9 protein-coding genes are annotated in these 15,204 nt (G+C 55.9%); 5 read left to right on the forward strand and 4 right to left on the reverse strand.

What is annotated here, in order from left to right:
- The 3 genes from AABO57_11630 to AABO57_11640 all read left to right on the forward strand — a co-directional run.
- A partial coding sequence (locus AABO57_11630) for an RHS repeat-associated core domain-containing protein (protein ID MEK6286383.1) occupies positions 1–1,178 on the forward strand: 1,178 nt, incomplete at its 5' end.
- A gap of 53 nt (positions 1,179–1,231) precedes the next feature.
- Complete coding sequence (locus AABO57_11635) at positions 1,232–1,717, forward strand: hypothetical protein (protein MEK6286384.1); 486 nt, start codon at positions 1,232–1,234, stop codon at positions 1,715–1,717.
- A 599-nt stretch (positions 1,718–2,316) separates the two neighbouring features.
- On the forward strand, positions 2,317–2,922 hold the full coding sequence (locus tag AABO57_11640) for a hypothetical protein (GenBank protein MEK6286385.1): 606 nt from the start codon (positions 2,317–2,319) through the stop codon (positions 2,920–2,922).
- 1,619 nt (positions 2,923–4,541) lie between these two features.
- Here the strand turns inward: AABO57_11640 and dnaE are convergent.
- The gene (gene dnaE / locus AABO57_11645) at positions 4,542–8,045 is read right to left on the reverse strand and encodes a DNA polymerase III subunit alpha (GenBank protein ID MEK6286386.1); all 3,504 of its coding nucleotides are present in this window, start codon (positions 8,043–8,045) and stop codon (positions 4,542–4,544) included.
- A 413-nt stretch (positions 8,046–8,458) separates the two neighbouring features.
- On the opposite strand from dnaE, the gene AABO57_11650 reads away from it, so the two are divergent.
- On the forward strand, positions 8,459–10,915 hold the full coding sequence (locus tag AABO57_11650) for an SBBP repeat-containing protein (GenBank protein MEK6286387.1): 2,457 nt from the start codon (positions 8,459–8,461) through the stop codon (positions 10,913–10,915).
- A gap of 170 nt (positions 10,916–11,085) precedes the next feature.
- On the opposite strand, the gene AABO57_11655 is transcribed toward AABO57_11650, so the two are convergent.
- Both AABO57_11655 and AABO57_11660 read right to left on the reverse strand, forming a co-directional pair.
- Complete coding sequence (locus AABO57_11655) at positions 11,086–12,966, reverse strand: ABC-F family ATP-binding cassette domain-containing protein (GenBank protein MEK6286388.1); 1,881 nt, start codon at positions 12,964–12,966, stop codon at positions 11,086–11,088.
- Between the two features lie 115 nt (positions 12,967–13,081).
- Positions 13,082–14,269 carry a SurA N-terminal domain-containing protein gene (locus tag AABO57_11660; protein MEK6286389.1) on the reverse strand — a complete coding sequence of 396 codons (1,188 nt, stop codon included), beginning with the start codon at positions 14,267–14,269 and terminating at the stop codon, positions 13,082–13,084.
- 184 nt (positions 14,270–14,453) lie between these two features.
- Here AABO57_11660 and rpmB point away from each other — a divergent pair, with 184 nt between their 5' ends.
- Entirely contained in the window at positions 14,454–14,645 is a 192-nt protein-coding gene (rpmB, locus tag AABO57_11665) for a 50S ribosomal protein L28 (GenBank protein ID MEK6286390.1), read from the forward strand.
- Positions 14,646–14,733: 88 nt separating this feature from the next.
- Here the strand turns inward: rpmB and AABO57_11670 are convergent, their stop codons facing one another.
- Positions 14,734–15,114, reverse strand: coding sequence for a RidA family protein (locus AABO57_11670; GenBank protein ID MEK6286391.1), 381 nt, complete (start codon positions 15,112–15,114; stop codon positions 14,734–14,736).
- Positions 15,115–15,204: the final 90 nt, after the last annotated feature.

The following is a 15,204-nucleotide window of genomic DNA, read 5'->3' on the forward strand; positions in this document are numbered from 1 at the left end:
TTGAGTACGATGGTGAGAACCGCCAAACGAAATTCAATAGCACGGTTGGGCAGTACTTCTATGATGGCGACGGGCGTCGGGTGAAAAAGATCGACGGGTCTGGAACGACTGTGTTCGTGTACAATGTCGGAGGTCAGTTGATAGCTGAATATCACAACGACCCGGTGCCTGCACCTCCGGGTGGAGGCGGCACGAGCTATTTGACAAGCGATCATCTCGGAAGCACTAGAGTAGTGACGAAGTCCGATGGGAGCGTGAAGGCGCGTTATGATTATCTGCCCTTTGGTGAGGAATTGGGCGCGACGATCGGCGGTCGGACGGTTGGGACCGGCTACGGAGCTGCTGATGGCACGAAACAGAAGTTCACCCAAAAAGAAAGAGACAGTGAATCGGGCCTCGACTACTTCCTTGCGAGGTACTACTCGTCGGCGCAGGGAAGATTCACAAGCGTCGATCCCCTTATGGCGAGTGCTAGTGTCACCGCGCCGCAAAGCTGGAACCGATATGCTTACGCGTTTAATAATCCTCTAAGGTTCATTGATCCGGATGGCCAAGAGGTAAAGGTGTTAGATGAAAAGGCGTTGGAGTACATCAGGAGCACATTGCCAAAAGCGGTAAGGGATCGAGTGAAGCTCGACAAGAACGGAATGATCGATAGAAAGGCCCTGAATGGAATCAAGAGCAAGGACAAAAACGTTCTCGATTTGAAGGCGTTGGCTAACTCATCTAGCGTCATCGAGGCCGCGACCGGGAAGGGCGTTTCTGGCCAGCCTGAGTTCTCATACACGTCAGTCGAGCAAGTAAGAAAAGAGGTAATTGACGCGCTCGTCAAGCGAGGTGAGGACCCGAAAGACGCAGCTGAAGTAGCAAAGGAAGTCAGTCTGCCGACCGAGTTCCTTGGGCGCACTCAGACTGCGAATGAGAGTGGATCGGGAAATCCGCGGGTCGTAGTCTCGGACGGTACTGGAGCGGCGGCTACCGCCCCGATGCAGGAACTCGTTGTCACTATGGCACACGAGCTTTACGGACACGGGTTGCCTTTGACTAAAGGGAAACCTTGGGGGCACGACAATGGTGGTCCTGTGGACGTGAACATCAGACGAATTGAGCAGCAAACAAAGCGCAACTTTCCAGGACCGCAGGCCACGCCACAAAGTCCTCGGCCTAAGAAACCCTGAGACAGCGAGTTTCTAAGTCAGAGTCTTTAACGCAGCCTACCAAGGAGAAACGTATGTTTATACTCCCGATGTTGTTAGTTATTTATGGGATCTTCCTTGACAATCCAGCGACAGAGAAAGTCGCAATAGAGCTTAGTTTCTGCAACTTCGAGCTTCCCGACTCTGTGAAGATTAGCAATGCCAGCTTTGATGTCATTTACTCCTTTGAGATCGGTGATGACGGACGCCCTGCTAGAATTGCCAAAGTGTTGGATGATTACGTAGGTAAAGAACGGGTTTCTAGTTGTCTGGCAGACTGGCGCTTTCAAGGTGTACAAAGAGGCCTACGAATGATCGCGCTCTTTCGCTGGCAACACGGAGAGGGATGGGTGCACGCCAGTGCATCTGGCCCGGGGTTGTCTCAACGAGTGAAGATCACAGGAGAGCGCTGTCCTTATCAACGTCCGCAATCACGAGACCTTAAACGGACCACGATTACTCACCGAAGGAAAGCCGCAAGACGGCAGGCACTTGAGCGCGCGTTCTCTCCCCTTGTGTAAATCACAAAAAGATATCAGTGCCATCCCCCTGTGGGGCGTCGGCGCAAGGGGGGATGAACCGCAGCGCGCGGCGGCGGTGTCGTTTCCGCCGCAAGCGCGAGGAAGATATTGGAGGACCTCAAGCGCGTAATCGAGCACGGCACCTCGGAGCTTTCGTCCGAGAGTTGAATAGTGAGCATTGACCTTGGAGCATCGGCGATGCGGGCTTGATCGCGGCACTCATCCGGCATATGCTGAGCGTGAGTTGCTTCTCTCTTTAGCCGCTTCTTAGTTGCGTTTTGAGAGGCCCTGATCTTTGACAACTTGCACACGCGGCGGGGGTTGGCGGGAGTCACTGCGCGTTCTTAACCCAAAAAGAAAGAGACAATGAATCGGGGCTGGATTACTTTCTTGCTAGGTACTACTCATCGCCGCAGGGGAGATTCACATCTCCTGATGAGTTTAACGGGGGACCCGTCGAATTCTTTGCGGCAGCCGCATCAGCTAATCCGACCTTCTATGCTGACATAGTCGACCCGCAGACTCTCAATAAGTATCAGTATTGTCTCAACAACCCGCTGAAGTACGTTGATCCTAATGGACATCAAGAAAAGAAGAGTTTGACGGAGCAGCTGAAAAACTCCATGAGGGCCGTTGCCGAGTATTTTGGAGTATCAAGTAAGCCCGTCAAAACTGAGGATGATGCTAATCCGAACAACCCAGAGAATAAGAATTATGGTCCCGGTGGTGTCCTGCCAAGCAGCAGCGATGTAGCTGGAAAGACCTTTGAGACATACGCAAAGGCTGTAGACAAGTACACCGACGTTCTTGAGTTTCTAGACCCTGTAGGCGGCGCCAGCTTTGTCCGAGCCTTTATGAAGGGGGATGCCGGAGGCGCGACGTTAGCAGGGGCGGGAATTGTTTTCGGTAGTAAAGCGTCTGTAGAGGCGCTCAATATTCTAAGAACGGCCGGGACTCATGAGGTTTTGGAAGTTTCGGGACGCTTCGGAATTCAGAAACTAATTCCGACCCGGCAAGAAGCTGAGAAGTTGATTGCAGCTGCAGGCGGACGTATCCAGAGGATAGAGAAGGCTCATAAAGGAGAGGGCCACGCATACGCACACATCAATTACTACCTTGGTGGCGATCCAAAAAAGACGGCAACCATTCGGGTTCAAAGCGTGGGTAAAGAATTCCACCGAACGCCAAAAAAGATAGTCGACTAGAGTAGCCTCGAAGTTGCCCAAGGTCAGTGCGGTCGACCGGGGGATATAAAATGAACTACCGAGTCCCGACCAAGGAATTCATCCGAGCGTGGTACGAATGGCAACATACGCCGGAGCCTGTTTCCAATTTTAGGCGTCGTCGCGCAGCCGCACCCACGTACCAGATTGAGTGTGACTTGGACCATCTGGCAAGCAGCATATACTCACTTGGTAGTGGGGTGATTGGCCGGGCAAGTTGGGATCCTGCCGAGCTTGCTTCTGAGCAAATCCTTGAACTCGAGAGGATAGGTTCTGAACTAGAAGGTTGCGCAATATCGGATACCGACAGGGACCAGTTCACGAATTATCTGTCGGTTACAATCGCTCTGCTCGAAGAGTTGATGAAGCTTGGCGGAGGAGACGAAAAGGTTCCCAGCCACCCGACCGAAGGAACAGGATAGCTAGCCCGATCCGGTTGAACTTCCTATGCTGAGCAACTTGGTCGCTTCTCGCTTTAACCGCCTTTTGGTAGTTGCTTTTTGGGCGACCCTGATCTTTGACAGCTTGCACAACCAGCCGGGGTTGGCGGGAGTCACTGCGCGTTCTTAACCCAAAAAGAAAGAGATAGTGAATCGGGGCTGGATTACTTCCTCGCGAGGTACTACTCATCGGCTCAAGGGAGGTTCAATAGTCCTGATGAACCACTCGTCGGCCAAGACGAGGAAGATCCCCAGACCTGGAATCTGTATGCCTACACATCAAACAATCCAATAAACCGGGATGATCCAGATGGCCTGTGGGAAGTTGTCTGGGGTCTTCATAATCTCTTGCCGGACAGCGGAGAATCAGAGCTAAGGAGTGTTGCCGAAAGAGAGATAAGGGAACTCTTGGCGAAAGGCCGGGTATCTCTGTTTCGACGTAACGGAGTCGAAGGCGAAGAAAGACCGCTTCCGCCGGATGAGGTAGCGTCTGCACTCTCGGACCAGAAAAACTGGGAAGAACCGAAGGCTAATTCGATGCAAATTCTCATAGGCGCTACGGAAGAAGGAGAACGTGTTTACTACTCGTTGGAGACGGGACCATAATGTAATCTACTGTCGCAGAGGAACCCCAGGGAGCCGACCCGCAAATTACGCCTACAGAGTTCAATCCGTGTGATCGTCTGGCTCTTGAGCATCCGTGCTGGCTGTTTATGATTGGCCATCGGAGGCGTCAAGGGTAAAGAGAGATCGGAAGGTCATCCGATAACCGTGGCTTATAACTCCGAAGACAACCGAGCGCGCCACTAGAAAGTAGTGTCACGCCGGTTGCGTCGTCGTCATACTACGCCAGACCCTTCGAGACGCAGCGACCAGAATGGCGCAAGGGGGGAGCCAACCGGAGCGCGCGGCGGCGGTGTAGTTTCCGCCGCAAGCGCGAGGAAGATATCGGGGCGTACGATAACGCGTATTGTGTTGTCGTGCAGCGCAAGTGCCACTGGCTTTTTTTAGTGGCACGCGCGCTGCGTCGACGAACATAATGCCGCGTTATCGGATGACCCTTCCGGTTAGACAAACTCTCTCGCCACGAGGGGACTTCGGACTACGACGCGCGGTTCTAATCGATTGAAGGGGAGGTGGTCAGGATCGCCCTTACATTGATCATCGCGCGGCACCGCTGGCCCGCTGAACTACAAGCTCGACGTTGCAGTCGGCTATGATTTCTTTTATCGAATTGGTTAGAGCGGCTGTGACCTTAACCCGAACATGTTGATTCGGCTGTACGCGAGCGATGCTGCCGTCGGCAAGTTTCACTTCAAAGATGATTCCGCATTCACCGCGGTTGTTGTCGAGCAACCAATGCAGGCGCTCCAATCTTTTTTCATCGACCGAATCGACATCGAAGTGCAGCACCACAGTTCGCGCGGCTCGCTCGCGAATGTTCTCGAGCGGTTGGACCTCATCGGCGATAATGGTAATCGAGCCGCCGTCATCTATCTCGAGCCGGCCGCGCACCAGCACAGGGGTGTCACTCTGCATCACGCCGTTCGCCTTGCTGAACACGTCGGGCCATGCGACGACCTTGACCGATCCGAATTGATCTTCGAGTTGAAACAAACCGAAGCGGTCTCCCTTCTTCGTCGTGCGCACGTTGAGGTCCATCACCACGCCGCCGAGCGTCACCACGGAACCATGACTGAGACCGGACAACCGATCGACGTCCGCATCGGCGAAATCCTTGAGCGCTGCTTCGTAGTTGGACAGCGGGTGACCGGAAATGTAAAAGCCGAGTGTTTCCTTCTCGCCTTTTAGGAGTTCGTGATGCTGCCACTCCGGAACATCGGGGAGCGGGGGCTCAACGGCCGGCATCGAGGCGCCGAGCGCGCCAAACAGATCGGTCTGCCCGCTTGCACGCGAGCGTTGAACGCGCTGGCCGCTTTCAATAGCCGAGTCACTCGCTGCGAACAACCGCGCGCGGCTCTGTTGTACCGAATCAAACGCGCCGGCGCGAATCAGGCCCTCGAGCACTCGTTTGTTGACGGCTCGGGAGTCGACGCGTTCGGTGAAGTCGAAGCTCGACGAGAAAGGCCCGCCGGCATTGCGGGCATCGACAATCGAAGAGACTGCCGACTGACCTATACCTTTGATCGCGGCAAGCCCGAATCGAATCGAGTTACCGGCGGCGGTGAAATTGTCGAGGCTCGCGTTCACATCCGGCGGGAGAATCTGGATGCCTTGTGACCGCGCTTCGTTGATGTACCTTACGACCTTGGCGGTGTTGTTCAATTCGTTCGAAAGCACCGCCGCCCAGAAGTGCGTCGGATAGTGCGCTTTCAGATATGCGGTCTGATAAGCAAGGTACCCGTATGAAAATGAATGCGCGCGGTTGAAAGCGTAGTCGGCGAATCCTTCAAAGCTTTGCCACAATTTTTCAAGCCTGCCTGCGTTGTGACCGCGCTCTATCGCTTGCCTCAGAAACTTTTCCTTGTGCTTGTCGAGTTCCTCACGCTTCTTCTTGCCCATCGCGCGGCGTACAAGGTCCGCTTCGCCTAACGAGTAGCCTGCGAGCTTTTGGAATACTGCCATTAGCTGTTCTTGATACACGCAAATCCCAAGCGTGTTGCCCATGATCTCTTTTAGCTCGGGGAAGTCGTAGCGCACCTGGCGGCGCCCGTGTCTGCGCTCGATGTAATCGTCCACCCAACCGCTGTCGATCGGTCCGGGCCGGAAAAGCGCGTTGAGCGCGGACAGGTCTTCAAGCCCCTCAGGTTTGAGTCTGCGGCAGAGGTCTTTCATGCCGCCGGATTCAAACTGAAAGATCGCTTCGGTCTTGCCTTCGGCGAACAGTTGCAGGGCGCCGCGATCATCGAGCGGGATCTTTGTGAGATCAACCGTCGTGCCCGTTTCGCGCGCGATCGATTTCAGGCAGTCGTCGATGATCGTCAACGTAGTCAGCGCCAGGAAATCCATCTTCAGCATCCCGGTCTTCTCGAGATCGTTCATCGGAAACTGGGTCGTTATTTCATCGCGCGCCGTCTTCGAGATTGGCACAAGCTCGTATAGCGGCTTTGGCGAGATCACCACGCCTGCTGCGTGAACCGAAGCGTGACGCGAGCAGCCTTCGAGCCGTTGGGCTATCTCGATGACTTCGCGCACTCGCTCGTCGGTGTCTATGGCTTTCCTAAGATCGGGGTTCTGTTTGATTGCGTCTTCGATCGAAACGTTGCGCCCGCGCACCGGCGGTGGAATCATCTTGGCTATCTTGTCTACCTCGGAGTAGGGCATCTCGAGCGCGCGGCCGACGTCTTTGATGACCGCCTTCGAAGCCAGGGTGCCGAATGTGCTAATCTGCGAGACGTGATCGCGGCCGTAATAGTCGGCTACGTAATCGATCACCTTCTGACGGCCGCGCACGCAGAAGTCGATGTCGATGTCGGGCATCGACACGCGCTCCGGGTTCAGGAACCGCTCAAAGAGGAGGTCGTACTGAAGCGGGTCAAGATCGGTGATCCTCAGGCAATAAGCCACAAGCGAGCCGGCCGCCGAGCCTCGCCCCGGCCCGACCGGGATTTTGTTCTGTCGCGCATAGGCGATGAAGTCCCAAACGATCAGGAAGTAGCCTGCGTAGCCCATCTTCATTACCACGGCGATCTCTTGTTCGAGCCGCGCGCGGTAGTCATCGAGACCGCATTTGCGGTCGGGCCGGTCCTTGAGATCAGCCCATCTTTCTTCAAGCCCGGCCCGCGCGCGCTTGGTGAAGTAGCTGTCGGCGGTTTCGCCCTCCGGCACCCGGTACACGGGCAAATGGTTCTGGTCCTTTGGCAGCTCGAGCTCGCACATCTCGGCGATGGCGACAGTGTTCAAAAGCGCTTCCGGCAGATCACCACCGAAGATTCCCCACATCTCCGCAGCCGATCTGACGTAGAACTCGCCTTCCTTGTACTTGAGCCCGCGCTTCTCGTTCACCGTCTTGCCGGCGCCGATGCACACAAGGATGTCGTGCGCGCGCCAGTCGTCCTGCATCAGGTAATGACAATCGTTCGTCGCGGCCAGCGGTATCCCCGTCTTCTTCGACAGCGCGATCATCCCCGGAATGACTGTCTGTACCTCTTGTTCGAGGCCGTGGTTTTGAACTTCGAGGTAATAGTTGCCTTTGCCCAGAATGTCTTCGAACTCTTTGGCCTGGCGGGCGGCTTCATCGAACTTGTCGGAGAGAAGGAGCGATGACGGCACACCCGAAAGACAGGCAGAGAGGGCGACAATCCCCTCGCTGTGCGCGGCCAGCAGTTCTTTGTCGATGCGCGGTTTGTAGTAGTAGCCCTGGGTGAATGAGAAGGACGACAGCTTCGCGAGATTGTGATAGCCCTGCAGATTCTTGGCGAGCAAAATGATGTGGTTCGTGCCCTTCTCCCCGGATGCGTCGCCGCGATCAGTGTGCTTGCCCTTGGCGATGTAGGCTTCCATGCCGATGATGGGCTTGATGCCCGATGACTTCATCTGATTGTAGAAGGAGATCGCGCCGTACAGGTTTCCGTGATCGGTGACGGCTACGGCGCGCGCGCCAAGTTCCTGGGCGCGCTGAGCGAGTGGCTTGATTTTGATTGCCCCGTCCAAGAGACTAAAATCAGTGTGCAGATGAAGGTGTACAAAGTCTTTTTCGTTCATAGTCCCGTTTCCGGAGCCTCTGTTTTTGATAAGAGACTCAGCTATATGCACTGCCGGACCGTGGTTGTGGAAGCGTGTTCAGATGATAGCGAACTCGGCTCTACGGTTCGGGAGTCTAGCACAGTCGGCATAAGGTGTATACCGCAAGTTGTAGGGGGAAGAGAGCGACGTACAATATATTGACAAAAGTCGCTTGATCGGAAATGAATATCGAGATACGCTTTCCGTCTGTTGCTGCCGCCGTAGAGAGTACAGTCACAATCCCTTCTATGCGGCGCAGTGCCATCGTTGATGACTTCAGACACGCTTCGGGAGTATGCTATCGGGAAAGGGCTGTTTAATTGGTGGACGCGATTGTCTCCGATTCTTTTGAATACCGATAACCGAATCGCCGGTTACAAAGGAGTGATGCGGTGAAGACGAGACGTTACAAGATCCAACGCGCAGTTTTAGTTCTTGCAGTCGCTTCTCTGGCCTCTGCTGTGTTTCCAAACACTCGGCCCGGAGTCGAGCCGGCAATTGATAAGGCTCGCGCCGCGTTGCGCGATGAGGGCCCTGTCCAATTCGCCACGTCCGCTTTGAATGAAGCCCGCGATTGCTTGCCGATGATCTTCGAGTCCAATCGCGGACAGGCCGAAGCCGATGTGAAGTTCGTCGGCCGCGGAGACGGCTTCGCTCTGCTTCTCAAACCGCGCGAAGCGGTGATGGCATTGCGCAAACTAAAGCCGAGCTTCGCAAGCCGGGTGAAGGCGGATGGCCAGCCCTCAAACGGTGAACTCTCTTGGCAACGGCTGAGCATGAAGCTCGAGGGCGCTAATCCGGCGCCGCTGGTTTCCGGGATCGAACAGCAGCAGGCTCGAGCGAACTACTTCATCGGCAGTGATTCGACCAAATGGATTCGAGGAGTGGAAACCTATTCTCGTGTCTCGTATTCGGGAGTGTATCCCGGCGTCGACTTGATGTTTTATGGCGATCAACGCCAGCTCGAATATGATTTCACATTGGCCCCGGGCGCCGACTGCCACGTAATAAAGCTCCGCTTCGAAGGCGCAAATGATCTCGAATTGAATCCGGAAGGGGCGTTGATCCTGCACACGGCCGCCGGCGAAGTGAGACACGAGCGCCCGGTGGCGTACCAGGAGACCAACGGCGCGCGGCTTCAAATACAGGCCGACTTCAAGCGAATGGATGACGGCACGATCGGCTTCGAGGTTGGTGACTACGACCCAACGCTGCCGCTTGTCATTGACCCGGTGCTCGTCTACTCAACCTACGTGGGCGGCAGCGCAGCCGACGCTGGCAGAGGCATAGCAGTGGATTCCGCGGGTAATGCATATCTGGTCGGCGATTCATTTTCTTCTGATTTCTTATTCCGGGCTTCAACGACCAACTCCGATATCTTCATTGGGAAGCTGAGTTCGAACGGGTCGTTACTCACCTACACCTTTTTCGGCGGAATGAAGAACGACTTTGCGACAGGGCTGGCGCTTGACGGTTCGGGCAACGTCTATCTATGTGGGGAGACCGAGTCGGGGGACTTCCCGCAGCTAAACTCAATTGGTTTGGCTCTACGTGGCGTGTCCGACGCATTTGTGGTCAAGCTGACCCCCATGAATACGGCTCCGGATAATCTTCTATTCGAGTATTCGAGTCTGGTGGGGGGTAGCGGCGAAGAAGGAGGAGCAAGCATTGCCATCGATGGCGCGGGCAGCGCCTATCTCACCGGACGAACTTCGTCGCAGGATTTTCCCACCGTAGCCGCGATCCAGCCGTCCTACGGGGGCGGCGACTCGGACGCCTTTGTCTCAAAGCTGGCGCCCGATGGAAAGTCGCTCGTCTACTCGAGCTTCCTGGGCGGCGGTGGCACAGAGAATTCGATCCGCAGAACCGGAATAAGCGTTGACGCCTCCAGGAATGCTTACGTTGCCGGTGATACGCAATCGAGTGATTTCCCGACCAGGAACGCCCTCCGTGCGGCCAAGACCGGCTCGGCGGCGTCGTTCGATGGTTTTGTCGCCAAGATCAACGCCAGCGGGTCCGACTTTGTTTACTCCACATATCTGGGCGGAAGCGACGATGACTCTGCTCTGGCCATCGCCAGTGATCAAGCTGGCAGCGGCTACGTTACCGGGCGAACGAGATCGATCACTTTTTCGGGGTCCACATCCACTCGTCCTTCGTCCGCGACGACCGATGCTTTCGTAGCCAAGCTCAACGCATCCGGGTCGGCGCTCTCCTATCTCACCTTTATCGGAGGCAACAACGGTGACGAGACCGGAAACGCGATCGCGGTGGATACGGCAAACAATGCCGCGATAGCGGGCACCGCTGGCCTTGGATCCCCGACGGTCGATGCGATCCAGTCGTTCTTCAAGGGAGGTGCGAACGACGCTTTTATCGCGAAGCTGGGAACAACCGGCGCCGTTTCTTTCTCGACCTACCTTGGCGGCAGCGGCGATGATGTAGCGCTGGCCGTCGGCCTGGACCCGGCGGGCGGGATTTACGTCACGGGGTTTACAGATTCAACGGACTTTCTGACAGTTGCACCGCTGGTACGCGACAACGCCGGAGGGCGGGACATTTTCATCGCAAAGATCGACCCTAACACGAATCCCAATCGCCCTGTCTTGCTTCAGGCCTTGATAAGCGGGAAGCACTTGATCCTATTCGGACAGAACTTCGCCCCGGGCGCCGTGCTGCGAATCAATGACGAGCCGACCAAGACTAGAAACGATGATCCGGACCAATCACAAATACTGTTTGCCAAGAAAGCCGCCAAAAGGATCGGGGCTGGTCAGACTGTTCAGTTGCAGATCGAGAATCCGAACGGCAAGAGATCTAATTTTCTGTTCTTGACGAAACCACTTTAGTGAACTTCGCCGACGTACCTGGAAGCAACTACGTGTCTGATTCTCAACACGGCGAGGCGTTCACTTGTGCCACAAACGTAGGTCGCCCCCGGTCGGCGCGGGTCACATTGCGGCGGGCTCGCCCTTTCGAGGGACCCGTCGAGGGACTCGCGAGAGGTATCCCGTCCTGATCATTTGGATGTGGTTGCCGCAGCCTGCCACTCTTTATAAAGCGCGTCAAGCAGTGACGCGATCTCTTCTTGCCGGCCCCCGATTTGAGTGTACTGCTCGGGGCGCCAATCCGATGACGCGCTGGAGAGCGCCTCGGTAAGCTCGGTCAACTCATTCTCCAATATCCTTATCTCCTCTTCTATCTCTTCGACCGAACGGCGTCTGTGGTTAGGAGACAATCTCCCGGAAGACCTGGCAGGTTTCCCGGGCTGACGCTTCCGTAGGGCAGGCTCCCTGGGCGCTGGCTGCCGGACGTGGTGGACCGCGTAGAAGTCGGAATAGGCGCCGGTGTGATAAGTTGCGATGCCTTCTTCGAAATGCAGTATCTCGGTTGCGAGCTTGTCGAGAAAATAACGGTCGTGCGAAACGGCTATGATGGTGCCCGTATACTCAGCAAGCGCGCGTTCGAGCGCCTCGCGAGAAGGAATGTCGAGATGGTTCGTTGGCTCGTCCATCACCAGAACGTTTGCCCGGCTGTAGATTAGCTTCGCGAGCGCGAGCCTGCTCTGCTCGCCGCCCGATAACGCAACCACGGGTTTCCCTATGTCGTCGCCGGTGAAAAGAAACTTCGCCAGGTAGCCTCGCAGCTCACCGGGAGTCGCACGCGGAGCTACCGAGGCGATTTCTTCGATGACCGTCGATCCAAAGTCGAGAGACGAGAGCTCTTGATCGAAGTACTCGATGTTGACGTTGGCGCCCCACGTCAAGCCGCCGCTGATCGGCTTAAGCTCGCCAAGGATTGTCTTCAACAGGGTCGTCTTGCCGGAGCCGTTGGGGCCGATGATTCCAAGCCGCTCTCCTCGCCTGAGCAAGAACGAAACTCCGCTCGCAAGTATTTTCTCATAGCCGATTGAAAGATCCGCCACCGCGAGCACGTTGTCACCTGCCCGGGCTACGCTCTGAAGCCGAAAGTCGCCGACTCGTTCGTCACGTACTGCCTGCACCCTCTCGATTCGTTCGAGCATCTTGCGGCGGGACTTGGCCTGCTTGGTTTTCTGACCAGCGATGTTCCGGCGTATGAAGTCTTCCGTGCGAGCGATCAGCTCTTGCTGCTCCTCGTACTCGCGCGTCTGGGTGAGACGCCTTTCCTCGCGTTGCCTGGTGTACGCGGTGTAGTTCCCCGGGTAGACCGTGGCGTCCCCGCCGTCAATCTCGATTATCTTGATGGCGGTGCGATCGAGCAGGAACCTGTCGTGCGAGATGATCACGAACGAAGACTTGTACTCGGATAAGAAGTCTTCCAGCCATTCGACGGCATTGACGTCAAGGTGATTGGTCGGCTCGTCGAGAAGGAGAAGGTCAGGCTCGGAGAGCAGCAGCTTCGCGAGCGCGAGCCTGGCTCTCTGTCCGCCGCTTAGTTGTTCGGGCCGTTTGTCCGTTTGATCGTCCTTGAACCCGAGTCCGGCAAGTACGGCTTCGGCCTGCGCGTGATAGCTGAAGCCCCCTGCAATTTCGTATGCGTGCCGCAGATCGCTGTAAGTGTGCATTGCCTGGTCAAGAGTCTCGCCGGCCGCCTCGGACATCGCGCGTTCGAGACGCGTCATCTCCGCTTCCATCGCCTGCATCTCGATGAATACCGAAAGCGCTTCTTCACGCACGCTCCGCTCACCGCTAAAGATTGGTTGTTGTTCGAGAAGGCCGACTCGAAGTCCTCTAAGCAGGACGACCTCGCCGCGGTCGGTTTCTTCTTGACCGGTGACCAGACGAAAGATGGTTGTCTTGCCCGCGCCGTTACGGCCTACAAGCCCCGCGTGCTCGCGCGGGTTGATCTGGAAGGTCACGCCTCGCAGCACCTCGGCGGCGCCGTAGGACTTGAACACGCCGTCTAGCCTGAAAAGCATTGTTAGGAAGAAGCAGGGTCAAAATTTTCCATTTTCCATTTAGGATTTGTCATTTGTTATTGAATGGCTGGATGACAAATAGAAAATGGAAAATGGAAAATGGAAAATGGCGTCGTTATCGCTTATTGCCGTTCGACGTTGCGGCTTTGTTCGAATTTGACGGAGCCGGACGATTGGAACTCGGCGCTGGCTGAGCGGCGCGATTCTCATTCTCAATTCGCGGCTGTGCCTGCTGCTGCTGAGCCGCCTGCTGCAACAACTGCGACGGGCGCATCTCGACGATCGTCTGTGGATTCTGGACGATGCGTTCAGCAAGGTAGTTCTTGGTCGTGGTCTCGGAAAGTGTCACCAACACGAGCGCGTTCAACAGCACTTGCTGACGCTGCTGGGTGATCGTGTTTATTATGTCTGCGCGAACACGGTCGAGGGTCAGGTTCTCTGGCTGTTCCTGTTTTCGGTTGAGTTTGAAAATGTACCACGCGCCAGACAAGTTGTCTTTGACGGGCTCTGTGTACTGGCCTACGTTTAGCGCCATTAGTTTTGCGGGCATATCCGGGCGGCTGGGGAACGTCTGTCTAAGCTGAGCCTCGGTGGCGAACCCCAGGCTACCGCCTCGAAGCGCCGAAGCCTGGTCCTCGGATTTCTGTGCCGCGACCGTCGCAAAGTCCGAATTACCGCGGAGCTGTTCATAGATGGCTTTTATCTTCTGCTCGGCGCCTGCCTCGCCCCCGTTGTTGGCGGGGCTCACGACGATCATCGATATGTCAGTGCCTCGTTGGGCTACGAACTCAGCTTTGCGATCAGCGAAGTACTTTTCGATTTCGGAGTCGGTCGGTGCGCTGACCCGAGTGCGCTCGCGCTCTCTGAGCGCATTGATTGCAAGCTCGCGGCGAATCTTGTCGCGGATCTCTTGCTCGGTAAACCCGGCTTGCTTGATCTGGGCCTGGTATTGCTCTTCAGTCATCTGGGCTTCTTGCTTGCGCTTCTGAACTTCCTGATTGACCTTTGTGTCGTCCGGGCCAAGATTTTCCTTCTCAGCCTTTTGGAAAAGAGCTTCCTCCTGAATCAGGTTATCAAGCACGCTCAGCCGCGCCGCGACCAGCTCCGCGGGTGTCAACGGCGCCCCGGCGCCGTTCGCATCGAGTTGCTGTTTGATGGTGCTGTCGACCTGCTTCAATGTGATCTCACGCGAGCCAACTTTCGCCGCTACTTCAAGCGTTGACGGGTCCGCCGCGCTCTTGCACGCGGCGATCAGCAGTGAGCAGAAAAGAACTAAAGTGATTGGTTTGAGGGAACGAAACACGGTGATGCTCCTTAGTAAAGAGTCCGACAAAAATTCGGTTTGTCGTTGATTGTCTAATGCGCTCCATTGCGAACCAGCGACAAACTGAGGTTTGTCGGACGAAATGGTTTGACGGACAGCGATCTGCCCGTGCTAGACTGTCGCTTTGCTTTCATAGTGAAATTCTCATCGGAGGTACGTAACAATGTCAAAACGATGCGAGGTCTGCGGCAAGGGGCCTCAGTTTGGCCACCGCGTGAGCCACGCCAACAACCGCACCAACCGACGCTTCAATCCAAACCTGCAGGCGGTCCGCGCTCTCATCAGCGGCCGCGCACAGCGCCTTCGGGTGTGCACGCGCTGCCTGAAAGCGGGAAAGGTCGTCAAAGCCGCCTAACCCATTTTGGATTTTGGATTTGCGATTTTGGATTACGATGTCTTCTGTAAATCCAAAATCCAAAATCCAAAATCTCTTCCGGCCCCTTCTACCCAGCCAAAGCGATTACATCGATCTCGACGCGCACATCGCGCGGCAACCGCGATACCTGGACTGTTGATCTGGCCGGAGGCGCCTCTCCGAAGAATCGTCCGTAGGTCTCGTTCATATCGGCGAAGTCTCCGAGATCAGCCAAAAACACGGTTGTCTTGACCACGCGGTCCAACGAGCTGCCGGCGGCCTGAAGAACGGCGCTCAAGTTGTTCATCACTCTTTCGGTCTGTTCGCGTATTCCGCCTTCAACGATCTGCATGGTTGCCGGATCGAGCGGAATCTGACCCGAAGCAAAAATGAGCCCGCTCGCCCGGATCGCCTGCGAATATGGTCCGATGGCTTTAGGCGCGCTGTCAGTCTGAACGCGTTCTTTCATGCTGACCTGACTCACAGTCGGGAATCAAGCACTGGGCTGAAACTCCGAATTATCCCAGATGGGCGTGTGGTTGTCCACCGGAGGGAATTG

This window comes from Acidobacteriota bacterium (assembly GCA_038040445.1).
GTDB classification, from domain to species: Bacteria; Acidobacteriota; Blastocatellia; order UBA7656; family UBA7656; genus Onstottus_A; species Onstottus_A frigus.

Coding starts and splice junctions, on each gene's coding strand:
- AABO57_11670 (MEK6286391.1), bottom strand. CDS start 15,114: ATGAAAGAACGCGTTCAGACTGACAGCGCGCCTAAAGCCATCGGACCA.
- dnaE (MEK6286386.1), bottom strand. CDS start 8,045: ATGAACGAAAAAGACTTTGTACACCTTCATCTGCACACTGATTTTAGT.
- AABO57_11635 (MEK6286384.1), top strand. CDS start 1,232: ATGTTTATACTCCCGATGTTGTTAGTTATTTATGGGATCTTCCTTGAC.
- rpmB (MEK6286390.1), top strand. CDS start 14,454: ATGTCAAAACGATGCGAGGTCTGCGGCAAGGGGCCTCAGTTTGGCCAC.
- AABO57_11655 (MEK6286388.1), bottom strand. CDS start 12,966: ATGCTTTTCAGGCTAGACGGCGTGTTCAAGTCCTACGGCGCCGCCGAG.